This window comes from Streptomyces sp. C36, assembly GCF_040932295.1.
GTDB lineage: Bacteria > Actinomycetota > Actinomycetes > Streptomycetales > Streptomycetaceae > Streptomyces > Streptomyces triculaminicus.
Genome location: NZ_JBFQGI010000001.1, coordinates 589,638 through 614,483 on the forward strand (window position 1 = coordinate 589,638; position 24,846 = coordinate 614,483).

Sequence of the window (24,846 nt, forward strand, 5' to 3'; positions counted from 1 at the left end):
CGCGACACCCGGGCCGGCCCTGCGAACGACGGGGCCGGCCCGGGCTTTTTCGTTCGGCGAGGAACGGGCTCACCCGTCGATCAGCGCGGTCAGTCCGTCGAGCATCGAGGTGAGGCCGAGCTCGAACACCTCGTCGAGGCGCAGCTCGTAGCCGCCGTCGTCGAACGACCCGGTCACCTTGGCGAACGTCGGGTACGCGCCGGAGGCCACGAGGGCGTCGAAGGCGGCGGCCTGGGATTCCATCCACTGGTCCTCGGACATCCCGGTGGCGCCGGCCGCCTGGGCCTCCCGTTCGAGGTGGACGGCGGTGCCCTGGACGTAGCTGTAGATCAGTACGTTCAGGTTGAGCATGGTCGCCGGGTCCAGGCCGTGGCCGTCGAGCGCGCCGAGCATCCACTCGGAGTAGGCGATCAGGTGCGGCAGGGCCAGCGGGCGGGTCAGGGGGGTGACCTGCGCGAGCCAGGGGTGGGCGCGGTGCAGCGCCCAGAGCGAGCGGGCGCCGGCCTCCAGGCGGGGACGCCAGTGTGACGGCGCGTCGGCGGGGTAGTGCGCCTCGGCCAGGACGGCGTCGGCCATGAGGAAGACCAGGTCGTCCTTGCTGTTCACATACCGGTAGGGCGACATGGCGGCGACGCCCAGCCGTGCGGCGACCCCCCGCATGGAGAGCGCGGCGAGCCCTTCCGCGTCGGCGATGTCGACGGCCGCGCGGACGACGCGTTCACGCGTCAGCTCGCCGTCGGACGCGGCCGGCGGCGCCGCCGCGCGGGGCGGCCGAGCCGGGTGGGGCGTGCGCTCCGGGGCGTCCGCGACCACCGTGCCGACCCGCGGCTGGGCCCGTACGAGGCCCTCCTGGCGCAGGGTGGTGAGCACCTTGGTGGCCGTGGCGAGTGCGACGTTCCACTCCTTGGCGATCTGCCGGGTGGACGGGACGCGGTCGCCCGGAGCGAGCTCGCCCTCGGCGATGCGCCGCCGCAGCTCGGCGGCGATGCGCAGATACGGCGGAGCGTTTTTCTCGGTCACGGCCGGTCCTTTCTTGCTGTCCTAGTACAGAGACTAGCAGCGAAAACATGCTCGAGGTCGGCAACTGTACTGCTACAGCCTGCGAAAATGGCGCTTTGCAAGTCTGTATGTACGCTGTACATTCAGTTGCGTACAGCGTCTCAGAAGGAGATCTTCATGCAGAACGTCCTCGTGTCCGGCGCCAGCGTCGCGGGCCTCACCCTCGCCTACTGGCTGCGCCGCAACGGCTTCGCCGCCACCGTCGTCGAGCGCGCCCCCGCCGTGCGCCCCGGCGGTCAGGCCATCGATGTACGAGGTGTCGCCCTCGACGTCCTCGACCGGACCGGCATCCTGGACGAGGCGCGCGACGTCCGTACCCGGATGCGCGGCATGGCGATGCTCGACGGCCAGGGCGAGGAGCTGTGGCGCTCCACCGAGATGACGTACAGCAGCGGTCGCCTGGAGAGCGCGGACATCGAGCTCCTGCGCGAGGACCTCGCCATGCTGCTGTACCGCCAGGCACGCGACGCGGGCGTGGAGTTCCTCTTCGACGACTCCCTCACCACTCTCGACGAGGGTCCCGACGGCGTCCGGGCCGGCTTCGAGCGGGGCCGGGACCGCACGTTCGACCTCGTGCTGGGCGCGGACGGCCTGCACTCGAAGGTCCGGCGGCTGGCCTTCGGCCCCGAGGAGCGGTTCATCCGGCACCTCGGCGCCTACGTGACCGTCTTCAGCACCCGCAACTTCCTCGAACTCGACAACTGGCAGCTCTGGCTCAACGACGACTCCGCGACCTACTGCCTCTACCCGGTGCGCGACAACAGCGAGCTGAGGGCCACGCTGGGCTTCCGGTCCGAGCCGATCGCCTACGACCACCGCGACACCGAGCAGCAGAAGGCGCTCATGACCGCCGGCCTGGCCCACATGGGCTGGGAGACCCCGCGGCTGCTGGACGCCATGCGGCAGGCGCCCGACTTCTACTTCGACTCGATGGCCCAGATCCACATGGACCGGTGGTCCACCGGCAGGGTGGCGCTGGCCGGGGACGCGGGCTACTGCGCCTCGCCGCTCTCCGGCCAGGGCACGAGCCTGGCCCTGGTCGGCGCGTACGTCCTGGCCGCCGAGCTCGGCAGGGCGGACGGCGACCACACTGCCGCCTTCGGCCGCTACGAGGCGCGCATGCGCCCGTTCGTCGACCTCAACCAGGCCCTCGCCACGGCGAACCAGGGCGGCATGCCCTCCGACGAGGCGCTGGAAGAGGCCAAGAACGGCATCGCACTCGACGCGCCCGTCGACTGACGCACCGAAGAACGGACCTCAGGACCTGTCCTCTACCCTCTTCTCATCAAACGATCTTGACTGCAGGGGGAGCAGACTGTGCGTACCGCCACGGTGACGTCCGACGGTGACCGGATCCGCTGGGTGGAGCTGCCGGGCGAGGAACCGGCCCGTGTCTACGTGCACGGCCTGGGCGCGACCTCGCCCGCCTACTTCGCCGAGGTCGCGGTGCACCCGCTGCTGGCCGGCCGCCGTTCGCTGCTGATCGACATGCTCGGGCACGGCATCAGCGACCGGCCGACGGGCTTCGACTACACCCTGGAATCCCACGCCGACGCCCTCGCCGAGGCCCTCACCTCGGCGGGCGTCACCGGCGCCGAGCTGATCGCGCACAGCATGGGCGGATCCGTGGCCGTCGTCCTGGCCACCCGTCACCCCCACCTGGTCTCCCGCCTGGTCCTGATCGACGCCAACCTCGACGCGCTCCCGCCCACGCCCGGCGCGGGCGGCAGCCGTGGCATCGCCGCGTACACGGAGCGGGAGTTCGTGGACGGCGGATGGGAAGAGGTCCGCGACCGGGCCGGCTCCCACTGGTGGTCCACCATGCGTCTGGCCGGCCGGGAGGCCCTGCACCGCAGCGCGACCCACCTCGTCCGCGGCACCGAACCCACCCTCCGCGCACTCCTGTCGGCCCTCCCGATGCCCCGCACCTACCTCCTGCCGGAGGCTGACGGCCCGCTCCCCGGCGCCGACGCCCTCACCGCGGCAGGAGTCTCCGTCGTCCCCGTCCCCGACTGCGGGCACAACATCATGCTGGACAACCCCCAGGCCTTCGCCCGCGCCACCGCCGCGGCCCTCACGGCCTGAGCGGCCGGGGGCTGTCGTTCAGGGCGCCGCGGCGTAGCGGCGGGCCAGTGCGGCCACGGCTTCGGCCATGGCCTGCCGCAGGTCGGCGGGGCCCAGTACCTCCGCTTCCGCGCCGAGCCGGAGGAGGTCGCCGACCGCGACGGCCAAGGCCTCGACCCGCATGTCCACCCGTACCCATCCCTCCTCGTCCGGCGGCCCGGCGCTCTCGAGGGCCCGGGTGCCCGCCGTGCCGAACTGTGCGGGCAGCAGCCGCTGTGCCACGGGCGAGATCCGTAGTCGTGCCGTTCCCTGGCGGAGGGCGCTCTCCAGGCGCCGGGAGGACTCCTCCCAGTAGGCGGCCACGTCGAAGCCGGCCGGCCGCTCGAACGTCTCGTCCGTGACGTCCACGGTCACGAACCGCGAGACCCGGTAGGTGCGTACCTCCCCGTCCCCGAGCGCCACCAGGTACCAGATGCCGCCCTTGAGGACGAGGGCGAGCGGGCGCAGCTCCCGGTGCACCTCGCCGTTCCAGCGCCGGTAGTGCGTGCGCAGCACCCGCTGCTCCCACACCGCCCGCGCGACCGGCGCCAGGTACGTGACCGGGTCGGCGTCCCGGAACCACGCGGGCGCGTCCAGGTGGAATCTGTCCTGTACGCGCCGTGAGCGCTCCGCCAGTTCGGCCGGAAGCGCGGCCCGGAGCTTCAGCTGGGCGGTGGCCAGCACCGCCTCGAGGCCCAGATCGCGCGCCGGCCCGGGTGCTCCGGCGAGGAACAGCGCGCCGGCCTCGGCGTCGGTCAGCCCGGTCAGCCGCGTGCGGTACCCCTCCATCAGGCGGTAGCCGCCGGCGGGGCCACGGTCGGCGAGGACCGGGATCCCCGCCGCGCCGAGCGCCTCGATGTCCCGGTAGACGGTACGGACCGACACCTCCAGCTCCTCGGCGAGCTCGGGAGCCGTCATCCGCCCCCGGTTCTGGAGCAGCAGGAGCAGGGACAGAAGCCGGTCGGCGCGCATGGCGCCATTGTTCCCCGTACCTGACAGGAGATGTCAGGTATGGCGGCGAGGCTGTCACCACACCGCACGCGAAAGCCCGTGCGGTCGACCGAGAGGACAGCCATGCCCGCACAGACGACCACCGGCCACTTCACCTTCGCCGCCTGGGAGGAGCGGACGGTCGGGGCGGGGGAGGCGAGCCCGAGGCTCGCCCACGCCTCCGTCGTCAACACCTTCTCCGGCGGCATCGAGGCCGCCGACACCACCTGCGAATACTCCATCGTCTACGTCACGGAGAAGACCGGCACGTTCACCGGCATGCAGGTGCTGACCGGCCGGGTGGACGGCCGCGACGGCACCTTCGCCGTCGAGGAGCGCGGCTCGTTCGACGACGACGGTGCCGTGCGCTGCGCCTTCGAGGTCGTTCCGGGGTCGGGCACGGGCGAGCTGACCGGGCTGAGCGGCACCGGCGGCTACACGGCCCGGCACGGCGAACCGTCCGTCCCCTACACCTTCGACTACGACCTGGGCTGATCCCGGTCCTCGGCCGTGCCCGCCGCACCCCGGGGGAGCGTCAGCTCCGAGTCCGCGTGGACCGTGATGCGGACCGGCAGGAACTCGGTGGCGTCGACCGGGGACGCGCCGGTGCCGGGGTTGCGGGCGTAGCGGGGGTGGGCGCCTCCGCTGATCTGCCAGCGGATGCGGTGGCCGGCGGCGAAGCGGTGGGCGGTGGAGCTCATCGGCACGGTGACCCGCGTGGGCGCCTGGCCGGTGGTCCGTAGCCGGACCAGCCCGTCGCAGACGTTGGTGGAGCGGCCTTGGGCGTCCACGTCGCACAGGCGGGCGAAGACGTCGGCGTATCCGGTGTCCGTGGAGACGCTCAGCCGCGCGGAGACCGGGCCGAGGACGTCCACGGGCTCGGTCAGCGGCGGGCCGGTGAACGTCAGGACGTCCTCGCGGGCCTCCAGGGCGCTGTTGTCGCGGGGGCCGGCCCCCCGGGAGAGCAGGGGGCCGCCGACGGACGGGGTGGGGTCGGCCGGGTCGTGGCGGAAGGACGCCAGCGGCTCGGCGTCGGTGGGGGCCTGCCGCAGGAGTTGCCCGTCCGGCGCGGGGAACCATGACGTGGTGGCCGGGGTCGGCGGCCAGTCGTCGAGGTCCCGCCACGCGTCGTCGCCGCCGGTGTGCACGCGCACGCGGGTGGGGCGCAGGCCGGAGGGGTCGTCGTACAGGTGCGCGCGCAGCCAGGCGAGGCTCTCGGCGAACACCTCGGGCCATCCCCGCTGGAACGCGGAGGTGTGGGTCCAGGGGCCGACGAGCAGGGCGGTGTCGCATCCGGCCCGGCGCAGCCGGCCGTACTGCTCGAGGGTCTGGTCGAGCAGCGCGTCGTGCCATCCGGTGATCAGAGCGGTGGGCACGTCCAGCCGCTCGGCCGCCTGTCCCATGGACGTGCCGCGCCAGTGCGGGTCGTCGGCGTCCGCGTGGGTCATCGCGTCGTCCAGCCAGGGCGCGTCGCCGATGACGGAGGCCTGGGCTCCGCGCAGCGGCCGCGCGGTGGTGATCTCGCGCAGGCGGCGTTGCAGGCGCAGCGTCGCCTTCATCATCGGTGCCAGGCCCTGGTGCTGGTACGCCATGCCGATGCCGGAGACGAGACTGTTCTCCAGGTTGAGCGCGCCGTTCGCGTGGAAGAAGGCGTGGGGATCGTGCAGGCTCACCTGCACCACCATCGCCTTCAGCTCCGGCGGCGGGTCCATGGCGAGCGCCCACTGCGCATAGCCCAGGTAGCTGGCGCCGATCGTGCCCAGTGTCCCGTCGAACCAGGGCTGTTCACGCAGCCAGGACACCGTGGCCCGGCCGTCGGCGGCCTCGTTGCGCCACAGGCCGAAGCGGCCGCCCGAGCCGCCGGTGCCGCGGCAGCTCTGCAGGATCACGTGGAAGCCCTGTTCGGCGAAGAGCAGGCCGTACATGGGGGACCACGGCACGCCCCGGCCGTAGGGCGAGCGCACGAGGAGGGTGGGGAAGTCGCCCGCCGCGCGGGGGAAGTAGTGGTCCGTGATCAGCGGGCTGCCGTCGGGGGCCGGAACCACCAGCCCCGGCTCCCATCCGACGTCGTACCGCTTGGCAGGGAGGCCGCGCCAGGCCGCCCGCATCATGCGCGAGGGCAGTGGCGGCTTCGTCCTTCCGGCGGGCGGCGTCCAGGCGGGCGTGCGCAGAGCGTCGTGCGTGGGTGACGGCATCGTTCCCCTCCATTATTCTCGTACTGTGTACGAGAATAATGGATGCTTGGATGACGGATGCAAGGGCCGCCGCGCGAGAGCCGTGGCGGCGAGGAAAGGAGCCCGAAGACCGTGACCCGTGACGGCGGGCCCGGCGCCCCCGGCGTCGACCCCCAAGAGCTCTGGCTCGCCCGAGCCCAGCCCCGCAGAGGACGCAGACCCGCCTTCAGCCGCGAGGCGATCACCGTGGCGGCCGTGGCCCTGGCGGACGCCGAGGGGCTCGAGGCGGTCACCATGCGGCGGGTCGCCTCGGAGGTCGGAGCCGGCGTCATGTCGCTCTACAGCTACGCCCGCGACAAGGAGACGCTGCTGGACCTGATGATCGACCACGTCAGCGGCGAACTGTCGACCGACGCCCCCCTCACCGGCGACTGGCGCACCGACCTCAAGGCCGTCGGTCACCTCCAGCGCGCCCTCATGCTCCGCCACCCCTGGCTGCCCGCCGCCGTGTCCGCCCGCCGGACGCTCGGCCCCAACGTCCTGGCCTTCCTCGAGCACGCCCTCGCCGCCCTGCGGCCCACCGGGCTGGACGGCGCGGCGAGGCTGGAGGTCTTCTCCCAGCTCACCGCGTTCGTGTCCGGGCATGTCGGCTACGAGATCGCGCAGGCCGCGGCCGCGCGGTCACCCGACCGTCTCGCGGCCGAGGCCCGCTACCTCGCCGCCGTCGCCGCCGACGGGCATCACCCGGAGCTCGCCGAGGCCCTCTCCGCGCCCGGTCGCCCCGTGACTCCCGAGGCCACCTTCACCCGGTTCCTCAACCGCCTGATGGACGGCCTCGACACCGACTGATGCTCAGGTGTTCGGCCGCTTGCCGTGGTTGGCGCTCTTCTTCTTGCGAGCGCGTCGCTTGTTGCCTCGCTTGGACATGATGCCGACTCCCTACGTTGTGGCGTCTAGCGGACTGAATGAGTCTATATCCGTAATGTCCACTTTGCAGTGAGTCGTATCGTGTCTCTGTCGTCGTCGCGAGCGTGCCCGGCGGGTCGGAACCCGCCGGGCACGTCGTGGAGCGTCGGATCGTCGGTACGGGTGGCTCAGAAGTTCCAGTAGTGGTCCGGCCACGTGCCGCAGGGCCACTGGATGGCCTTCTCGCCCTGTGTGCGGCTGGCGCCGGGGATGGCGAGGCACTGGCCGCTGTTCCAGTTCACCAGGCGCGTGCCGTTGCCGGTGGCGTCGATGCCCCAGTAGTGGTCCGGCCAGTTGCCGCAGGGCCACTGGATGACCTGCGTCCCCGGCGTGGTGCTGGCGCCCGGCACGGCCAGGCACTGCTGGCTGTTGAGGTTTCTTATGCGGTAGTAGTTGCGGCCACCGCTGTTGAAGGCGTATTCGAACTGCCAGTAGTGGTCCCGCCAGCCGCCGCAGCCCCACTGGATGAGCCCGATGCCGTTCTCGGTGCTGCCACCGGGGACGGCCAGGCAGTGGGCGCTGTTGGCGTTGCGGATCCACCCGTAGGAGGTGGTGCCGCTCGGGCCGGGCTTGCTGTCGGTGCTCGTGGCGGAGGCCTCGGCGACGCCGGAGGTGAACAGCAGGGCTGCGGCGGCCGCCACCACTCCCGGGAGGCGATAGCGCGACATCATGTGTCCCCTTCCTTGTCCCTCGAACGACGGAAGTGCGTGGATCATGAGTCGTACATGCCGTGCGGATCTCGGCCCGGCGCCCGCGTCGGGGCCCGGCCAGGGCGCAGGCTATAAGCGGCCGTCATGGAACGACAGGCTTGGGATGAGATCCCCGCACATTGGCGGGAAGACGACGCGCGGCGTCGCCGGGCGGCCCCGATCCCTCAGCCGGCCAACCCGGCGACGACCTCGGCGTTCGGCAGCTGGGCCAGGAACGGGCCGGGGAGGATCAGCTTGCCCCGGCGCCTGCCGCTGCCGATCAGGACGTACGGCGAGGAGGCGACCGCCTCGTCGATCAGGAGGGGCCACCCGTCGGGCAGTCCGACGGGGCAGATCCCGCCGTACTCCATGCCGGTCAGCGCCACGGCGGTCTCCATCGGGGCGAACGACGCCTTGCGGGCGCCCAGATGCTTGCGCACCGCCTTGTTGACGTCGACGCGGGTCGTCGCCAGGGCGACGCACGCGGCGTAGGAGACGTCCTGGCCGCGTTTGGCGGCGATGACCACGCAGTTCGCGGAGACCTCGAGCGAAACGTCATAGGCCGCGCAGAAGGCGGCGGTGTCGGCCACCTCGGGGTCGGTGTCGACGACCAGGACGGACTGGACGGGCTCGGTGCCGCTGTACCGCTCCAGGGCCGAGGCCACGGGGTCGGCGAGGAGTTCGGGGCGGTGCACGGCCCGCCAGGTCTCCTCGAAGCGGCCGAAGGGGGCGGTGACCGGAGAGCTGATCATGCGGCCATGGTAGTCACCGGTTGCGAAGGCGGCCCTCCGTTTGATGTGGGCATGACCGGCTAGGGTGTCGGGCGTTCCCGCGCGGCAGGCGCACGGGAAGTGACGCCACCCCATCCTCACGGCACGCCCCCCGCTGGGGCGCGTGTACGCGAGCCGTCTCGGCGGCCCGCTGCGTGCGCTGGGCGCGATACCCCTCGGGGTGGGAGTGTGCTGGCTGATGTCCGCCGCGCTGAGCGGCGACATCATCTCCACCGCCGACGTCGGTTCGCACGACATCCTCTTCGGCTTCCTGGGCGAGACGCTGGGGCGGATCGTCACCGGCCGGGAGATACGGCGTCTGCGCGTCCGGCGCGGGGTGACCATGCGGTCGGCGCTGGGCCGCGGCCGCTGACACGGCCGGCCTATGCGGCCCGGCGCCGGTGATCGCCCGTCAGGGCCGCGCAGGCGACGACCGCCACGGCGCCCGCGGCCAGGAAGCCCCCGCGGGACCGCCAGGACAGCACGGACCACCGCGAATGGGCGGACAGCAGCGAGCCGGTGCTCAGCCATGAGCCGGTCGAGGCGAACGACAGCGCGGAGCCGATCGAGCCGAACGACAGGACGCTGCCGACCGAGCCGACGGACAGCACTGATCCGACGGAGCCGATCGAGAGCGTCGAGCCCACCGAGCCGATCGACAGCACGGAGTGCTGGGACCAGAGGGACAGCGGTGAGTCCGCGGAATGCTTGGCCATGCGCCGATCGTAAGGCAGCACCGGGCCGTTGACACGGTCGGGCCGTGACGCGGGAGCGCCTGCCCACGAAAGGCCCTGACGGGACGTCACCTATTGGCTCCGCCCTGCCGCACCTTCGCCCCTCAGCACAAGCGGGTGTGGTGGCAGACGCTCCAGCCGCCGCTGTGGGAACCGCCCGACGAGCCGTCGGAGCCGTCGGAATCGCCCAGGTGGGGAATCCCGTCGGGAAAACGGGTGGTGCGGTCGCGATCGCCGGGGAAGGGGTCGCGATAGTCGGGATCGCCGTCGTCGTCCCGGTCCGGCAGGTCCACGGCGGTACCGGTTCCCCGATCCGGCTCAGGGCAGCCGTTGTCCTGGGACGACAGGTAGAGCGTCACACGCGTGTCGGCCGGCACCTTCGCGCCCTCGGCCGGATCGTGCGCGCACACCCGCCAGTCGTCGTACCCGCCCTCGCCGGGCAGCGTGTCGTTGCGGTACGCCGCCCGCGCCTCGACGTGATCGGAGCGCACGCCCAGGGCGACGACCTGCGGACGAGCCGTGCGCCACGTCTTCCACATCAGCTCGGGCATCGTGGGCCACGGGATGGGCTCGCCGTCCTTCTTCGGGCACGGGGCGCCGCTGCGCACGACGGCGAAGTCGAGCGTCGGCCGCACGCCGCCCCGGCCCGGCTCCTGGAAGCAGACCGTCCACAGCGAGCGGCTCCGGACGAACGTGTTCTTCTCGGACGCGTCGTGGGAGCTGACGGCGAACCCGGCCTTCGTGGCCTGTCCGTACGCGACGTCCAGCTTCTTGCCGCGGTAGTCGGGGGCCGGGGGTGCCGTCGGGGTCGCCTTGGGGGTTCGTGGCGCCACCGGGGTCTTCGTGCCGGCCGCCTTCGTGCCGGCGGCCTTCGGCGGGTCGGGCACGACCGCGCCCAGGAGGGCCATGGCGGCGATCGTCGCCGCGACCTTCCCGGCCCTCGGCCAGGGGTTGCCCCGCCACAGCACGACCAGCGCCGCGACCAGCGCGACCCCGCCCAGCCGGGGCTCCACCAGGCCGAGCACCGGAACGGCCGCGATGAACCCGACCCGTACGGGATTCGTCCGCCACCGGCGTCGCCGCGTCATGCCGCCCGGGTCGCGGGCGGGTTCGGACGGCTCCGGGACGGAAGGCGGGACCGGGGTGGTGTGCGGGCCAGGCATGACGGCCCCCTTCGAGTTCGTTCGATTGTGCGGGCGCATCGTACCCAGGCCTTTTCGCCGTGCCCCGCTCGGATCACCTCTTCCGAGCGCCGGCCCGTTCACGGCCGGCGACCGCGATGGCGAGCGCGACGACGACGAGGACCCCCGCGACCGCGAAGGTGACGTGCGTACCGGTGGCGACGGCGTCGGAGCGTGCCGTCGTGACGTCCGTCGTCGCGGACGCGAACGCGAACACAGCCCCCATGACGGACGTTCCGGTGATCAGGCCGAGGTTGCGGGAGAGGTTGAGCATGCCTGACGTGACACCCCGCTGGTCCGGACGTATGCCGGTCATGACGACGGTGTTGTTGGCCGTCTGGAACACCGCGTAGCCGGCGGTGACGACCACGATGGGGGCGATGTAGCCGAGGACGCCGAGCGCCGCCGGCGCCAGGGACAGCAGGAAGGAACCGGCCGCCATCCCGGTGAGCCCGGCGACGGTCATGCGGGGTGCGCCGAAACGGTCCGCGACGCGGCCGGCCGGTACACCGCTCAGCGCGGCGACGAGCGGACCGACCGACAGGACGAGCCCGACACGGGCCTCGTCGAGCGCGAGCGTACGGGCGAGGTAGAACGGCCCGACGACGAGGGTCGCCATCATCACCGTCGAGACGAGCGCGCTCATCGCGAGGCTCGAGCTCAGCACCGGATCGCGGAACATGGCCGGCCGGATCAGCGGCGATGCCGCTCTCGTCTCGGCGCGTACGAAGAGGCCGGCCCCGAAGGCCGCGGTCAGCAGCAGAGCCACGTTGAGCGAACCGAATCCGCCGTGCCCGAGTGTCATGGCGAGTGCGTACGCCGCGAGCGTCAGAGCGAGCAGCGAGGTCCCCACATGGTCGAAGCCGGCTCGGCCGGTCCTGGGCTCCCGCCGGTCGACGGGCAGGTGGCGGCGCGCGAGAAGGAAGGCCAGGACACCCAGCGGTGCGTTGACGAGGAAGATCGCGCGCCAGCCGGGACCGGAGAGCAGAGCGCCGCCCAGCGAGGGGCCGAGAGCGGTGCCGATCGCGGACATCGTTCCCAGCAGCCCCATGGCCCTGCCGGTCCTCGCCTTCGGAACCGTCTCACCCACGAACGCCATGGTGAGCGCCATCATCACGGCCGCTCCGAGACCCTGCGCCGCCCGGGCGGTGATCAGCAGCCACAGCGTGGGCGCCAGGCCGCACAGGACCGAGGCCGCCGTGAACAGGGAGATTCCGGCCAGGAGCAGCCGCCGGCGGCCGACGATGTCGCCGAGTCGTCCGACGCTGACGATGAGGGTGGTGATGGCGAGGAGATACGCCAGGACGATCCACTGGACTTCCTGGAAAGACGCGCTGAACGCCTGTGCCAGCGTCGGCAGGCCGACGTTGGCGATGCTGGTGCCGAGGGAGGACAGCAACACGGAGAGCGACAGGCAGGCGAGCGCCCACCGAACCGAAGGCGCCCGCCCCGCGCCTTCGGCCGCTGTCTCTTCTTCTCCTGGTTCTCTTGGTTCTCCTGGACCGACGTCCGTGTGGTCGTGTCCGCGTCCGGAATCGTTGTGCGTGCTCATGCGGGGGAGCGTGCACCGGCCGGGAGTGGGCGGCAAAGCCTTGTTGCCGATTCCGGGAATTCGCGGGCGCCGGGCGGGGCGATACGCGCCCGGCGGCAGGGCAACGAATTCCGCGCCGCGTGAACCGTCATGCGCCGCCGAGCAGGGCGACCGTCCCCGCCAGGCCCTCGTCCCCGTGGCCCTGGGTCACCCGGCGGCTCATCAGCTCCATGTAGGGGGCGATGAGCCGGGGATCGGTGGCCTGTTCCTCCGCCGTGGCCAGGAGCGTGTCGTTGGCCGCCGTCATCATGGCGAGGTTGGAGGTGACGCCCTCGGTGTAGTCGCCGCTCACCAGTTGGGCGGCCATGCCGTGGGCGGCGCCGGCCATGGCGCCGAGCCAGTCCGCGAGCAGGGTGGCGAACCGGATCCGGTCCAAATCCTTCTCCGGGCCCACGAGGGCGAAGGCGTGGGTGATGCCCGCGAACATGCCCGTCATCGCGCTGAGCAGGGCGACGTCGTGCAGTGCCGCGTGGCCGGGTTCCTCGCCGACGAACGTCGCCCCGGCGGGAGCCTCCAGGACCGCGCGACGGTCCTCGAACAGCTCGCGGTCGCCGCTGTAGAAGACGTAGCCGCCGGTCTCCGGCCGGCCGATCATCGGGGGAATGGCCATGATCCCGCCGTCGAGGAAACGGGCCCCACGATCGGCGGCCCAGCGGGCGCGTTCCCGGGCCTGGGACGGGGTGTTCGTGGTCAGGTTGACCACGTCCTTGCCGTTCAGGTCGACGCCGTCCAGCACTTCGCCCACGGAGGCGTCGTCCAGCAGGCACAGCACGACCGGACCGGTGGCCGATGCCACCGCCTCGGCCGGGGTGGCCGCGACGCGGGCGCCCTCGTCCGCCAGTGGCCGGGTCCTCCCCGGAGTGCGGTTCCAGACGGTCAGCGGATGCCCCGCCGCGAGCCAGGCGCGGGCGAGCGCGGTGCCCATGTCGCCGAGTCCGAGAAGGGCGATGGGGGTCTTGGAAGTGGTGTGGGTGTTCATACGGGCCAGGCTCGTACGAGCCCGGACCATGATCAAGTACGCACTGTTTTGTGGGTGCTTACCTTAAAGTGAGCGCATGACCAGGCGGGACACCTACGTGTGCGGTATCGACGCGGCGATCGACGTGGTCGGCGGCAAGTGGAAGGTGCTCATCCTGTGGGCGCTGGACGGCGGGCCGTGCCGGTTCGGTGAACTGCGGCGCGGGATCCCCGGCGTCACCGAGAAGGTCCTCACCTCGCACCTGCGGGAGTTGGAGGACGACGGCGTCGTCTTCCGGGAGGAGGCCTTCGAGGGAGCGGTACGCCGCGTCAGCTACGCCCTCACCCCGCTCGGCGTCTCCCTCAACGAGGCGCTGAGCCCCCTCGGCGCCTGGGGCAGGAAGCACCTCCTCGGCGGGCGGAGCGGGCACGACGAGGCGCTCGACCGCTCGTGAGCGGCCGGCCTCAGCGGGCGGCCGCCCGTACGAGCCTCAGATACACCCCCGAGCAGCACCCCGCGCCAGCCCTCCCCGCCCCCTGAGTAGACCTACTCAGTCCTCATTGAGCACATGAGCCCTTCCGGCGCGCCCGTGTCATGAGGTGAGATCGCCTCATGGAGAAACACCCGCCCCAGGAGCCCACTCTCGTACCGGATGGCACCCCGACCACCGGGGTGAGCCGCAAGGTGATCGTGCGGCGTTGGGCCATCGGTATCGCCACGGCCGGAGTCGTCGGGTGGGGGCTCTGGGCCGTGTCCGACTTCCTCGAGAATCTCGGGGGCGGACCCGTGCGGTCGGCCGCGGACTTCCGCAAGCAGGACATCAGGACCCGGGAGGCGGGACGGCAGACCATCGGCGATCTGCGGCCGGGCGCCGGCAGGGCCGATTGGCTGCGGGAAGTGGGCAGCACCTCGTGCGTCGACGACCTGGGGTTCGACGGTGACGGGGTGACCAGGAAGCAGCCCGGCTACACATGGGAGCTCCGCTACGCCACCGAGGCCGAGTACCGGGCGGATCTGGGCAAGCTCCGCGCCGCCTGGGAGCACCGCGGCTGGAAGACCGACGACAAGCCGCCGCACGAGCCCCTGAACTCCCAGGACCGGACCCCGCGCTGGCCGGGCATCACCACCACCGACGCCCATGGCGTCACGATCACCATGGGCGTCGACGGGTACACGGGCAAGCCCGGTCTGTGGACCGACGGGGGCTGTGTCCGTTACAACACCGAGGACCGGGTCAGTGGGCGCAAGCACACGGGGGCCGCGGCCGGCGGTGGCCCGGGGCGCGAGGGCACCATCACCTACGACGACGGCGTGCGGGTCTCCATCGGTCCCGTCGAGTCCATCAAGCCCACTCCGGAGATGACGGGTGGCGCCGCACCGGCCGCGTACACCTACCGCGTGCCCGTCACCGTGACGAACCGCAGCGGCGCTCCGGTGGAACTGCGCGGCCACGACATCGGCGGCTACGAGGGGGCGAACCCGGGCGTCGAACGACTCACCAGTTACCCGAGTGAACTGGCCGGGAGCGAACCGCACGTGGTGTCGGAAGGCGACACGACGCGTCTGGAGTTCGTGTACACGGCGCGCACCAAGCCCTCCCACCTGGAGCTCGTGTACGCCCCCGGCGGTCTCCACTCGTCGTACGAGTGGAAGCTGTCCATTCCCTAACCGTATGAGCTGCATGAGCTGTATGAGTCGTATGAACAGTGCTGTCGGCGGAGAGGGCAGGATTCGAACCTGCGTGGGCAAAACCCGACCGTGAGCTGTGCTCTGGTCCCCGATAAACCACTCCGGGCACCTCTCCGTGTTCGGCGCCGGTTCTCCCCGGCCCCGCTCACACAGAGAATGTTGCCAGCCGTCCCTGACACGACCCTGACGCCGTCCTGACACGACCCTGACGTTACGCGCCGGGCTCGACGACCAGATGGCGAGGCCCGCGGAGCACGGGATTGGTCCGGTACGGGGGCGGGTCCTCCACCAGGCGGAGATCCCCGAGGCGGTGCAGCAGTGTGGTCAGCGCGATCTGTGTCTCGATGCGGGCGAGCGGGGCGCCGAAGCAGCTGTGGACGCCGCTGCCGAAGCCCAGGTGCTGATTGTCGGGGCGGGTGATGTCGAAGCGCTCGGGCTCGGCGAAGCGCAGGGGGTCGCGGTTGCCGGAGGCGAGGACGAGGATCAGGGGCGCGCCCCGGGGGACGGTCACGCCGGAGACCTCGACGTCGGCCAGCGGGGTGCGCTGGGGCAGCATCTGGACGGGTGGTTCGTAGCGCAGGAGCTCCTCGACGGCCTGGGGCATCAGCGCGGGATCCTCGCGCAGCCGGGCGAGGGCGTCGGGGTGGCGCAGCAGGGTGAGGACGCCGTTGGTGATGAGGTTGACGGTCGTCTCGTGTCCGGCGATGAGGAGGAGCACCGACGTGGTCATCAGCTCGATCTGGTTCATGCGTCCCTCGGGGGCCTCGTCGTTGACGAGGGCGGAGAGCATGTCGTCGGACGGGTGGCCGCGCCTGCTCTCGGCGAGTTCGCCCAGGTACAGCGCCATCGCCCGGCGGGCCTCCGTGGCGGAGCGCACGCGCTGTTCGGGGTCTTCGCCCGGTGTGGCGTCGAAACCGGAGACGATGGTGTCCGACCAGGCGCGGAAGCGTGGTTCGTCCTCGGTCGGCACGCCCAGCAGCCGGCAGATCACGGTGACGGGAAGCGGGTAGGCGAAGTCGTCGACGATGTCGATCCGCTTCCCGTCGCCGCCGAGGCCGTCGGCCAGTTCCTCGGCGATCCGGGCGATCTCGCCCCGTAGGGCGTCGATGCGGCCGGGGGAGTGGGGCGGGCCGAAGGGGCGCATCGCCAGCCGGCGCAGCCGGTCGTGTTCGGGGTCGTCGAGTCCGATGAACGCCGGCGGTACGTCGTCCTGTCCGGGGCCCAGGGGGTCCGGCACGGTGCGCAGGCGGCGGTCCGAGCTGATCCTCGGGTCGTGGAGCAGGGCGGCGATCTCGTCGTACGTGCCGACCAGGTAGCTGCCGTCGTCCTGGCGTACGACGCCGTGCTCGCGCAGTTCGGCGTAGAGGGGGTAGGGGTCGGGGCGACTGGCGTAGTCGGCGATCCGGTGGAACAGCGTCTCCGTGGACATGCGCGCGAGCTCCTCGTCGGTGGTCCTGCTGTCAGCCGCCGGGCCGCACCAGGGTCAGGCGCCGGTCCGGGAGATGCCCGGTGAGGGCGACGGTGGGTCCGTGCGAGAGGACCTTCGGATCCGGTACGTCGGAGGAGACGGGTTCGGCCGACTCGGGCCGGTCGGCGGCGCCGGGTCCGGGCGGGAACGGCGCCGCCGTCTCGATCAGGCGCCGGTAGTGCTCCAGCCACTTGGACCGGTTGACGCCGACGGCGGCGGTGACGCGGCCGCGGTAGCCGTAGACCGCGACCAGCCTTCCCTCCTCCGGTGATCCCTGGGCGACGACCACCTGGTCGGAGAAGGTCGGTACCCCGATCGACTTGATGTTGAGGCCGAACTGGCTGGACCAGAAGGCGGGCACCGTCAGGTGCGGGCGCCGGTGCGGGCCGGAGCTGATCATGTTGTGGGCCGCGACCTCGGCCTGGGCGACCGCGTTGCCCCAGTGCTCCAGGGACAGCATCTGGTACTCGAACAGCGGATGCGGGAAGCGGGCCACGTCGCCGGCGACGAAGATGTCGTCGGTGACGATGCCGTACATGTCGAAGGCCCGGCATCCCGCGTCGCACGCCACACCCCGTGGCCCCGCGGCGAGCCCGGAGCCCGCCAGCCACTCGGTGTTGCGGACCGCGCCCAGCGCGATCACGGCGATGTCGGCGTCGATCCGGCCGCCGTCGGAGAGCTCGGCGCCGGTGAGCCGGCCGTCGGTGCCCTTCAGCCCGGTGACCGTCACGCCGCAGCGCAGGTCGACGCCGTGGGCCCGCTGCATCCTCGCCGCGAAGGCGCCGAGCGTCCCGCCCAGCGCGCCGACGAGCGGTGCCGGGCCGCGTTCGGCGACGGTCACCTCGATGCCGCGCTCCCGGCAGGCGGAGGCGATCTCCGAGCCGGTGAACCCGGCCCCGATCACCAGGACCCGCCGCGGCCCGGCGGCGAACCGTTCGGCGAGGCGGCCGGCGTCGTCGCGCGTCCGGACCGTGAACACCCCGTCCAGACGGGCCGCGTCGGGGTCCGGCCAGGGCCGGGCCCGCGTTCCGGTGGCGATCAGCAGCCGGTCGAACGGCAGCTGTTCGCCGTTCGCCAGCAGCACCTTCTTGCCGTACAGGTCCAGGCCGCTGGCCCGTACGCCGAGCTTCCAGCGCGCCTCCACCGCGCGCCGCCGCGGCAGCCCGACGTCGTCCGCCCGTACCCGGCCGAGGAGGACCTGCTTGGTCAAGGGCGGCCTGTCGTACGGAGGGTGGGGCTCCTCCCCGACCAGGGTCAGCTCGCCGGAGAACCCCTCGTCGCGCAGCGTCTCCGCCGCGCGGAGCCCGGCCAGCGACGCGCCGACGATGACGATCCTGCCGTCGGAACGCGCGTCAGCCGGCATCGGCGCCCGCCTGCTCGCCGATGAGGATGGCCTGAACGGGGCATGCCGTCGCCGCCCCGCGGACCCGCTCCAGCTGATCGTCGGGAACGGCCGGCGCGTACGTCAGCGCCTCCTCGCCATGCAGCTGGAACACCTGGGGAGCGAGGAACGCGCACTGGGCGTAGCCCTGGCAGCGATTGAGGTCGACAACGATCTGCATCCCGGCCTGTCCGCTCCTCGCTCCGCACCACCCGTCATCACCGTCCTATGACGTAGGGGGGACAAACGCGAGCGGGGATGCTCCGGCGGGGTGAACGGGAAGGAGAGCCGGGGCGCGTCGGGCCCGTGTCGGCGGGCGTCCTCCCGCGCCCCGGCCCGGCTCATCCGACCGGGGCGGAGCGCGTGGGGACCGGGCCGGAGAGGCGGTCGGCGCCCTGCGGGACGGGGACGGCGGCGAAGATCGCGTCCTGCTGTTCCTGGAGCTCCCTGGCGCGCTCCGGGGTGGTCCCGGGCAGCCGCTGCTCCTCGTACAGCTTGTGCGTGGCCTCCTGGGCGTTCTTGCTCGCCGGGGTGTGGAACTGGACCTCGAAGAGGTGCTCGGAGCGCGGCGCCCGCCAGCCGGAGTTGATGGCCCGGTAGCCCTTGGCGCGGCCCCAGGTGTTGGACCACTTGGTGCTGTCGTTGCCCCATGCGGACAGCAGGTGCGAGGCGACGGTGACGCCGGCGGTGTAGCGGGCGTCGGGCCACCGCAGGGTGTAGCGCACGGAGTCCTTGATGTCCGCCAGCGCCTCGTTCACGCTCTGGCCGGGGTGTTCCTTCATGGCCGTGGCGACCTTGCGCTTGAGCGAGTCCGGCGACTTCAGCCGGTGGTCGAACCCGACCAGCTCCGCCGAGCTCAGCCGCGCCGCGGCCCGCACCTGTGGGCTGATGGAACGCTCGGCCCTCTTCGCCCGGTCGGCGAAGGCGTCCACGCGCGCGTTGTCGGCGGCGTTCAGCGTCAGCCCGCCCTCGCCCTGCCAGCCGCCCCCGTCGCCCCCTCTGGCGGCCTGGGCCACCGCGCCGACGGTGGGCGCGGCCTGGGCGCCGGGAGCGGCTCCCAGCCCGAGTGCCAGGGCCAGCGCGGCCGCGGCCGCCGTGCGGGACGTGATGGTGGCGATGTTCATGGGCGTCCGTGATTCCTCTCTCCAGGGGGGCGGATGCCGAACACCCGGCATCCGTCGCACCACACCAACGAGGGAGGACGCGCCCGGCGATCACGAGGTCCTTCGGGCGACGGGTATTGACCTGATCACGTCGCTGGATGACCGGATGTTCCCCTCGCGGGACCGAGGCTTCAGGAGAGATGGAGCTCCGTGCACGCCGGGCCGTGCTGCGATGTGATCTCGCATTTCTCCTCGGTGGACCGCTCCGGATCGACGGCCGACACGGCGACCACCGACGTGCCCGCCGGAGGGACGAGCGGAATGTCGATCCGCTGGGCGACCTCGCCCTCGTCGTCGGGCCTGAGGATGCTCCAGTACAGGTCCGCGTCCTTGCCCGGGGGCGCGTCCTCCGGGGTCACGGACACGACGATGCGGGACCACTTCCGGACTCCGTCGGCGTGCACGTCGAAGTGCAGCCGGAAGTGGGGGCGAGAGCCCTCGAGTCTGACATCGGTGATCGTCGGACGCCCGTTTCCTCCCGCGGCCTGTGCGGCCCCGACCACGGCGATGCTCAGGGAGGCCATGTAGAAGACGACCCCGAGGACGAGGATGCCGGTCTCCCACAGGACCCCGCGCCCCGTGGGACGGATGAGCAGGGCGGTGATGCTGCAGACGATGGCGATGATGGCGCAGAGCGACGCCACGTAGATGGGCCACGAGCGGTTGTTGAGAGCGACGAAGACGAACCTGCTGTTGAGGCCCAGGGTCGTCATGATGCCGGCCACCGCCACCAGCGCGCCCGCCAGAATCTTGGCCACGTCGTCCAGGCGCTTGCCCACGGCGGCCTGGACCTCGTCGAGGCCGGGCGCGGTCGGTCTCGACGAGGGGGAAGGTTCCTTCGAGCCACTCATGCGACGGACCCCGCCCTAGGGCGTGTCCGGTCCGAGCGGGGGGACGACGTCGAGCTGCTGGAGGAAGGACAGGAGGTCCTTGTCCGACCACTTCTCCGCGAGCTTGCCGTTCTCGACGCGGTGGATCACCGTCGCCGTCATCGTCAGCTGGTGCCCGGTGGCGGGGATGCCGGGCAGGTCGCCCTCGTGGACGCCGCGGCAGAGCAGTCTCGTGACCACCTTGTCGCCTTCCGCGACCTGGTCCTGGACCTCGTGCGTGCCGGGTGTCGCGTCCCAGAAGAGCCGGAAGACCTGCCGCAGGCCTTCGAGGCCGGACGCGAAGCCCGGGAACGGCGGCGGTGAGTGGTCGAGGTAGTCCTCGGCCACGAGCTCGTCCAGGGCGTCCACGTTGCCCTTGTCGATCTCCTCGTAGAAGCGGCGGACGAGCTTCTTGTTCTCCTCGATGGACATGGGCAGGACACCGACCCTTCTCCACGCTCCGACGGCACGCCGGGCGCTTCGAACGGCACGCCCGGACGACGCGAAGTCTGCCGGGCGGGAGGGCCGGCGGGCGGCGACGCGCGCGGGCGGGCGGCGGGATCACCCGCCCGGCGCGACCGGCCGGCCGGGCGATCCCGCCGCGGGCACGCGGCCCGTCGGGACGGCTCCTAGCGGGCCTGCTGCTCGTAGCCCACGAGGCGGACGCAGACGGTGAGGCCCTCGATCGCCTGCTCCAGCTCCTCGAGGCGCGGGTAGCTGGGGGCGATCCGGATGACCGTGTCGCGCGGGTCGTCGCCGTACGGGTGCGTGGCGCCGGCCGGGGTGAGGACGATGCCGGCCTCGGCGGCGCGGCGCACGACCTCCTTGGCGCAGCCCTCCGGCACCTCGAGGGTCACGAAGTAGCCGCCCTTGGGCGAGGTCCAGGTGGCGAGGCCGGTGCCGCCGAGCTCGGCGTCCAGGATCCGCGCGACCGCCTCGAACTTGGGCTGCAGGAGGGCGCGCTGGCGCTCCATGTGGGCGCGCAGCCCGTCGGTGTCCCGCAGGAACAGGACGTGCCGCAGCTGGTTGACCTTGTCCGGGCCGATCGACCGCATGGCGCTGTTGCCCAGCAGCCACTGGACGTTCGCGGGCGAGGAGCCGAAGAAGGCGACGCCCGCGCCCGCCGCGGTGATCTTCGACGTGGAGCCGAACACGAACACCCGGTCAGGGTTCCCGGCCCCGGCGCAGGCGGCGAGCAGGTCGGCGACCTCGACGGGCTCGTCGGTGAGGTGGTGGACGGCGTAGGCGTTGTCCCAGAAGATCCGGAAGTCGGGCGCGGCGGTGCTCATCGACGCGAGCCGCGCCACGGTGGCGTCGCTGTAGCAGACGCCGTCCGGGTTGCTGTACTTCGGCACGCACCAGATGCCCTTGATCGCCGGGTCCTCGGCGACGAGGCGCTCCACGACGTCCATGTCCGGGCCGTCGGCGGTCATCGGCACCGGGATCATGTCGATCCCGAACCGCCGGCAGAGCGCGAAGTGCCGGTCGTAGCCGGGCACCGGGCACAGGAACGCTATCCGCTCCTGCTCCACCCAGCGGGACTCGGCGCCCGGCAGCACGCTGAGCAGGGCGTGCACCAGGCAGTCGTGCATCAGCTCGAGGCTGGAGTTACCGGCCGCGAGCAGCTGGCCGGCCGGCACCTGGAGCGCCTCGGCGAAGATCTCCCGGAGCTCGGGCAGGCCCTGCAGGCCGCCGTAGTTGCGCACGTCGGTGCCGTCGGCGGAGGTGTACCGCCCGCCGGGCAGGCTCAGCAGCTCCTCGGAGAGGTCGAGCTGCTCCGGTGCCGGCTTGCCCCGGGTGAGGTCGAGCGAGAGCCCGCGTCCGGCGAGGTCCCGGTAGTCCTGGCGGGCTCGCTTGAGGAGCTCGGTCAGGGCGTCGGGGCTCAGCTCGGTGGTCATGGTGTTTCCTCCCGCGGGTACGGCATCGGTGGAGTGGCGCCTGCCGAGAATACAAAGCGGCGTGCGGGGCGGGCCGGAGCGCCCCCCGAGGGAAAGTTGACTGGCTCAACCATTGAGGTTTACCTTCACCTCATTGTTTAAGGGTATGAACCATCCAATCCTTTAACTACTTCGCTTCGCCACCCCCCGCCGTCACCTGGAGCACCGCCATGACCTCCGTATTGTTCGTCGTCACCGGCGCCGGCCACTGGACGCTGGCCGACGGCACGTCGCACCCCACCGGATTCTGGGCCGAGGAGCTCGCCGAACCCCACCGGATCCTCCGCGAGGCGGGCCACCGCATCACGATCGCGACGCCCGGCGGCGTCGCGGCCCCGGTCGACCGGGCGAGCCTGGCCGCCGAGGCCAACGGCGGCCAGGACCGGGCCGACCGCCTCGCCTCCTACCTCGAGGCCATACGGGCCGAGCTCGAGGCCCCCGCCGCGCTGGAGAACGTGGACCCGGACGACTACGACCTGGTCTTCTACCCCGGCGGCCACGGCCCGATGGAGGACCTCGCCCACGATCCCGTCTCCGGCCGGATCCTCACCCGCGCCCTCGAGTCGGGCAAGCCGCTCGCCCTGGTCTGCCACGCGCCCGCCGCGCTGCTCGCCGCCCACCGCGAGGACGCCCACCGCGAGGAAGGCGGCCGCGAGGACGGCACCCGGCCGTTCGCCGGCTACCGGATGACCGCGTTCAGCAACGCCGAGGAGACCGCCGCCGGGTTCGCCGACCGCGCCGCCTGGCTGCTCGCCGACCGGCTGACCGAGCTCGGGGCCGACGTCGTCGCCGCCGAGCCGTTCACGCCGCACATCGTCGTCGACCGCAACCTCTACACCGGCCAGAACCCCGCCTCCTCCGCGCCCCTGGCCCACGCCCTGGTCGCCGCGCTGGCCCGGACCACCGCGACCACCGCGTCCACCGACACCGACCCGGCCGCCGTCGTGGCCCGGCTGCGGGCGGAGTTCGCGACCGGCCGCACCAAGCCGCTCGACTGGCGGCTCCGCCAGCTGCGTGCCCTGCGCACCCTGCTCACCGAGCGGTCCGAGGAGCTGCTGGCCGCCCTGCACGCCGACCTCGGCAAGGGGCCGAAGGAGGCGTACCGCACCGAGATCGCCTTCGCCCTGAACGAGCTGGACCACACCGTCGCGCACCTGACGGAGTGGCTCCGCCCGCGGGCCGTCGCCCTTCCGGAGGCCCTCCGGCCGGCCGAGGCGCGGGTGGTGCGCGACCCGCTGGGCGTCGTGCTGGTCATCGCGCCGTGGAACTACCCGCTCCAGCTCGCCCTGACCCCGCTGGTGGGGGCCCTGGCGGCGGGCAACGCGGCCGTGGTCAAGCCCAGCGAGCTGGCACCCGCCACCTCGTCGGCGCTCGCCCGGCTCCTGCCGCGCTACCTCGACCCGCGGGCCGTCGCGGTCGTGGAGGGAGCAGTGGCCGAGACCACCGCGCTGCTGGAGCAGCGGTTCGACCACATCTTCTACACCGGCAACGGCACGGTCGCGCGCGTCATCATGGCCGCCGCCGCCCGCGACCTGACCCCCGTCACCCTGGAGCTCGGCGGCAAGAGCCCGGTGCTGGTCGAGCCCGGCGCCGACCTGGCGGTCACGGCCGAGCGGATCGTCCGCGGCAAGTTCCTCAACGCCGGCCAGACCTGCGTCGCACCGGACTACGTCCTCGCCATCGGCGACACCGCCGCCGCGCTCGAGGAGCACCTGGCCGCCGCCGTCCGGGCGGCATACGGCGAGGACCCGTCGGCCGACGAGGAGTACGGGCGGATCGTCAACGACCGGCACTTCGACCGGCTCACCGGCCTCCTGGACGAGGGGCGCGTCGTCACCGGCGGCGCGCACGACCGGGCCACCCGCTACCTCGCCCCGACCGTCCTCGCCGACGTCTCCCCGGACGCCCCGGTGATGCGCGAGGAGATCTTCGGGCCGATCCTGCCGGTGATCGGCGTGCCCGACCTGGACGCGGCGATCGCGTTCGTCAACGAGCGCGACAAGCCGCTCGCCCTGTACGCCTTCACCGAATCCCCGGCCACCAAGGCGCGACTGGCCGAGGAGACGTCCTCCGGCGCGCTCACCTTCGGTCTGCCCGTCGCTCATCTGACCGTGCCCGACCTGCCGTTCGGCGGTGTCGGCGAGAGCGGCATGGGCCGCTACCACGGCCCGTACTCCATCGACACGTTCAGCCACACCAAGGCCGTTCTCGACAAGCCCCTCGGCTGACCGGTCCGCCACCACCGGCGGACACCACCCCACCACGCGCCCCCGGCCCGGCACGACGACCCGTGCCGGGCCGGGGAGCGCCGACGAGAAGGACATCGGACATGAACCCAGACGCCCACGCCTCGGCCGTCGCGACGGAGACGGCGGCGTTCGTCGCCCTCGTCAAGGGCGCCGACCTCTCCACCCCGGTCCCGTCCTGCCCGGACTGGACCCTCGCCGACCTGACCCGGCACGTCGGCAGCGTCCACCGCTGGTTCGCGGCCCTGTTGCGACAGCGCGTCCAGCAGGCGCCGACCAGCCGCGACGTGGACCTGCGCCTGCCGGAGCGGTCCGAGGACTACCCGGAGTGGCTGGCCGAGAGCGCGGCCGAGGCCGCCGAGGTCTTCGCGGCCATGGACCCGGACGCCCCGATGTGGGCCTGGGGCGTCGACCAGCACGCCCGGTTCTGGATCCGCCGCATGCTCTGCGAGACGCTCGTCCACCGGGCCGACGCCGAACACGCCCTCGGGCTCACCCCGCACATCGACCGCGAACTGGCGCTGGACGGCGTCGACGAGTTCCTGACCAACCTGCCCTTCGCCACCCCCTTCGCGCCCCGTACGGCCGAACTGCGCGCCCCGGACCGGACCATCCGGTTCAGCTGCACGGACGCCGACGAGAGCGGCGAGGGCGACGGTGGCGGCGACTGGCTGATCCACCTGCGCCCCGACGGCTTCGGACCGGTGCCCGCCGACGCCGCGCCGCGCACCGCGGACGCGACGGTCCGCGGCACGGCCGCGGACCTGCTCCTGCTCCTCTACGGCCGCCTCGACCGCGACAGCGACGCTTTCGAGCTCCTGGGCGACCGCGACCTGCTCGCCCACTGGTTCGCCCACTCGGCGTTCTGAGCACGGCCG

General features: G+C 72.3%; 25 protein-coding genes and 2 pseudogenes. 10 read left to right on the top strand and 17 right to left on the bottom strand.

The window, feature by feature from the left end; genetic code table 11:
• Nucleotides 1-69: 69 nt before the first annotated feature.
• Complete coding sequence (locus tag AB4K12_RS02555) at nt 70-1,020, bottom strand: TetR/AcrR family transcriptional regulator C-terminal domain-containing protein (RefSeq protein ID WP_368432564.1); 951 nt, start codon at nt 1,018-1,020, stop codon at nt 70-72.
• 156 nt (nt 1,021-1,176) lie between these two features.
• On the opposite strand from AB4K12_RS02555, the gene AB4K12_RS02560 reads away from it, so the two are divergent.
• Complete coding sequence (locus AB4K12_RS02560) at nt 1,177-2,298, top strand: FAD-dependent monooxygenase (RefSeq protein ID WP_368432565.1); 1,122 nt, start codon at nt 1,177-1,179, stop codon at nt 2,296-2,298.
• A 78-nt stretch (nt 2,299-2,376) separates the two neighbouring features.
• Nucleotides 2,377-3,144 (top strand): alpha/beta fold hydrolase, encoded by a 768-nt coding sequence (locus AB4K12_RS02565; protein ID WP_368432566.1) that lies wholly within the window; start codon nt 2,377-2,379, stop codon nt 3,142-3,144.
• Nucleotides 3,145-3,162: 18 nt separating this feature from the next.
• Here the strand turns inward: AB4K12_RS02565 and AB4K12_RS02570 are convergent, their stop codons facing one another.
• A complete protein-coding gene (locus AB4K12_RS02570) occupies nt 3,163-4,134 on the bottom strand; it encodes a helix-turn-helix transcriptional regulator (RefSeq protein ID WP_368432567.1) in 972 nt (323 codons plus the stop codon).
• A gap of 102 nt (nt 4,135-4,236) precedes the next feature.
• Between AB4K12_RS02570 and AB4K12_RS02575 the strand changes: the two genes are divergently transcribed.
• Nucleotides 4,237-4,647, top strand: coding sequence for a DUF3224 domain-containing protein (locus AB4K12_RS02575; protein ID WP_368432568.1), 411 nt, complete (start codon nt 4,237-4,239; stop codon nt 4,645-4,647).
• Here the strand turns inward: AB4K12_RS02575 and AB4K12_RS02580 are convergent.
• The gene (locus AB4K12_RS02580; protein ID WP_368433134.1) at nt 4,632-6,260 is read right to left on the bottom strand and encodes a CocE/NonD family hydrolase; all 1,629 of its coding nucleotides are present in this window, start codon (nt 6,258-6,260) and stop codon (nt 4,632-4,634) included. The two genes, AB4K12_RS02575 and AB4K12_RS02580, sit on opposite strands and share 16 nt — an antisense overlap.
• Nucleotides 6,261-6,458: 198 nt before the next feature.
• Between AB4K12_RS02580 and AB4K12_RS02585 the strand changes: the two genes are divergently transcribed.
• Nucleotides 6,459-7,175 carry a TetR/AcrR family transcriptional regulator gene (locus AB4K12_RS02585; RefSeq protein WP_368432569.1) on the top strand — a complete coding sequence of 239 codons (717 nt, stop codon included), beginning with the start codon at nt 6,459-6,461 and terminating at the stop codon, nt 7,173-7,175.
• 245 nt (nt 7,176-7,420) lie between these two features.
• Here the strand turns inward: AB4K12_RS02585 and AB4K12_RS02590 are convergent, their stop codons facing one another.
• Both AB4K12_RS02590 and AB4K12_RS02595 read right to left on the bottom strand, forming a co-directional pair.
• Nucleotides 7,421-7,963: an RICIN domain-containing protein gene (locus AB4K12_RS02590; RefSeq protein ID WP_368432570.1), complete on the bottom strand. Its 543-nt coding sequence runs from the start codon at nt 7,961-7,963 to the stop codon at nt 7,421-7,423.
• Between the two features lie 203 nt (nt 7,964-8,166).
• Complete coding sequence (locus tag AB4K12_RS02595) at nt 8,167-8,733, bottom strand: YbaK/EbsC family protein (protein ID WP_368432571.1); 567 nt, start codon at nt 8,731-8,733, stop codon at nt 8,167-8,169.
• Nucleotides 8,734-8,875: 142 nt separating this feature from the next.
• Between AB4K12_RS02595 and AB4K12_RS02600 the strand changes: the two genes are divergently transcribed.
• Nucleotides 8,876-9,124, top strand: coding sequence for a hypothetical protein (locus tag AB4K12_RS02600; protein ID WP_368432572.1), 249 nt, complete (start codon nt 8,876-8,878; stop codon nt 9,122-9,124).
• 10 nt (nt 9,125-9,134) lie between these two features.
• Here AB4K12_RS02600 and AB4K12_RS02605 read toward each other — a convergent pair whose 3' ends face one another.
• From AB4K12_RS02605 to AB4K12_RS02620, 4 genes are all read right to left on the bottom strand, one after another.
• Nucleotides 9,135-9,467 (bottom strand): hypothetical protein, encoded by a 333-nt coding sequence (locus AB4K12_RS02605; RefSeq protein WP_368432573.1) that lies wholly within the window; start codon nt 9,465-9,467, stop codon nt 9,135-9,137.
• 122 nt (nt 9,468-9,589) lie between these two features.
• Nucleotides 9,590-10,648, bottom strand: a complete 1,059-nt coding sequence (locus AB4K12_RS02610; protein ID WP_368432574.1) for a hypothetical protein — start codon at nt 10,646-10,648, stop codon at nt 9,590-9,592.
• Between the two features lie 73 nt (nt 10,649-10,721).
• The gene (locus AB4K12_RS02615) at nt 10,722-12,218 is read right to left on the bottom strand and encodes an MFS transporter (RefSeq protein WP_368432575.1); all 1,497 of its coding nucleotides are present in this window, start codon (nt 12,216-12,218) and stop codon (nt 10,722-10,724) included.
• A gap of 127 nt (nt 12,219-12,345) precedes the next feature.
• Nucleotides 12,346-13,236 carry an NAD(P)-dependent oxidoreductase gene (locus tag AB4K12_RS02620; RefSeq protein WP_368432576.1) on the bottom strand — a complete coding sequence of 297 codons (891 nt, stop codon included), beginning with the start codon at nt 13,234-13,236 and terminating at the stop codon, nt 12,346-12,348.
• Nucleotides 13,237-13,312: 76 nt separating this feature from the next.
• Here AB4K12_RS02620 and AB4K12_RS02625 point away from each other — a divergent pair, with 76 nt between their 5' ends.
• Both AB4K12_RS02625 and AB4K12_RS02630 read left to right on the top strand, forming a co-directional pair.
• A complete protein-coding gene (locus AB4K12_RS02625) occupies nt 13,313-13,669 on the top strand; it encodes a winged helix-turn-helix transcriptional regulator (RefSeq protein WP_368432577.1) in 357 nt (118 codons plus the stop codon).
• 158 nt (nt 13,670-13,827) lie between these two features.
• A complete protein-coding gene (locus AB4K12_RS02630; RefSeq protein ID WP_368432578.1) occupies nt 13,828-14,883 on the top strand; it encodes a hypothetical protein in 1,056 nt (351 codons plus the stop codon).
• 48 nt (nt 14,884-14,931) lie between these two features.
• Here AB4K12_RS02630 and AB4K12_RS02635 read toward each other — a convergent pair.
• From AB4K12_RS02635 to AB4K12_RS02670, 8 genes and pseudogenes are all read right to left on the bottom strand, one after another.
• A pseudogene (locus tag AB4K12_RS02635) lies at nt 14,932-15,019 on the bottom strand.
• A 96-nt stretch (nt 15,020-15,115) separates the two neighbouring features.
• Complete coding sequence (locus AB4K12_RS02640) at nt 15,116-16,333, bottom strand: cytochrome P450 (RefSeq protein WP_368432579.1); 1,218 nt, start codon at nt 16,331-16,333, stop codon at nt 15,116-15,118.
• A 31-nt stretch (nt 16,334-16,364) separates the two neighbouring features.
• A complete protein-coding gene (locus tag AB4K12_RS02645; RefSeq protein WP_368432580.1) occupies nt 16,365-17,735 on the bottom strand; it encodes an NAD(P)/FAD-dependent oxidoreductase in 1,371 nt (456 codons plus the stop codon).
• On the bottom strand, nt 17,725-17,934 hold the full coding sequence (locus AB4K12_RS02650; RefSeq protein ID WP_368432581.1) for a ferredoxin: 210 nt from the start codon (nt 17,932-17,934) through the stop codon (nt 17,725-17,727). Before AB4K12_RS02650 ends, AB4K12_RS02645 begins: the two co-directional genes overlap by 11 nt.
• A gap of 160 nt (nt 17,935-18,094) precedes the next feature.
• A complete protein-coding gene (locus AB4K12_RS02655; RefSeq protein ID WP_368432582.1) occupies nt 18,095-18,877 on the bottom strand; it encodes an ATP nucleotide 3'-pyrophosphokinase in 783 nt (260 codons plus the stop codon).
• Nucleotides 18,878-19,047: 170 nt separating this feature from the next.
• Complete coding sequence (locus AB4K12_RS02660) at nt 19,048-19,767, bottom strand: hypothetical protein (protein ID WP_368432583.1); 720 nt, start codon at nt 19,765-19,767, stop codon at nt 19,048-19,050.
• A 15-nt stretch (nt 19,768-19,782) separates the two neighbouring features.
• Nucleotides 19,783-20,217 (bottom strand): ester cyclase, encoded by a 435-nt coding sequence (locus AB4K12_RS02665; RefSeq protein WP_368432584.1) that lies wholly within the window; start codon nt 20,215-20,217, stop codon nt 19,783-19,785.
• A 197-nt stretch (nt 20,218-20,414) separates the two neighbouring features.
• Nucleotides 20,415-21,683 carry an aminotransferase class I/II-fold pyridoxal phosphate-dependent enzyme gene (locus AB4K12_RS02670; protein WP_368432585.1) on the bottom strand — a complete coding sequence of 423 codons (1,269 nt, stop codon included), beginning with the start codon at nt 21,681-21,683 and terminating at the stop codon, nt 20,415-20,417.
• Nucleotides 21,684-21,892: 209 nt separating this feature from the next.
• On the opposite strand from AB4K12_RS02670, the pseudogene AB4K12_RS02675 reads away from it, so the two are divergent.
• The 3 genes and pseudogenes from AB4K12_RS02675 to AB4K12_RS02685 all read left to right on the top strand — a co-directional run.
• Nucleotides 21,893-22,606, top strand: a pseudogene (locus AB4K12_RS02675) (type 1 glutamine amidotransferase domain-containing protein); the annotation flags it as partial.
• A gap of 6 nt (nt 22,607-22,612) precedes the next feature.
• Nucleotides 22,613-23,950, top strand: coding sequence for an aldehyde dehydrogenase family protein (locus AB4K12_RS02680; protein WP_368433135.1), 1,338 nt, complete (start codon nt 22,613-22,615; stop codon nt 23,948-23,950).
• Nucleotides 23,951-24,051: 101 nt separating this feature from the next.
• Nucleotides 24,052-24,837, top strand: coding sequence for a maleylpyruvate isomerase family mycothiol-dependent enzyme (locus AB4K12_RS02685; protein ID WP_368432586.1), 786 nt, complete (start codon nt 24,052-24,054; stop codon nt 24,835-24,837).
• Nucleotides 24,838-24,846: the final 9 nt, after the last annotated feature.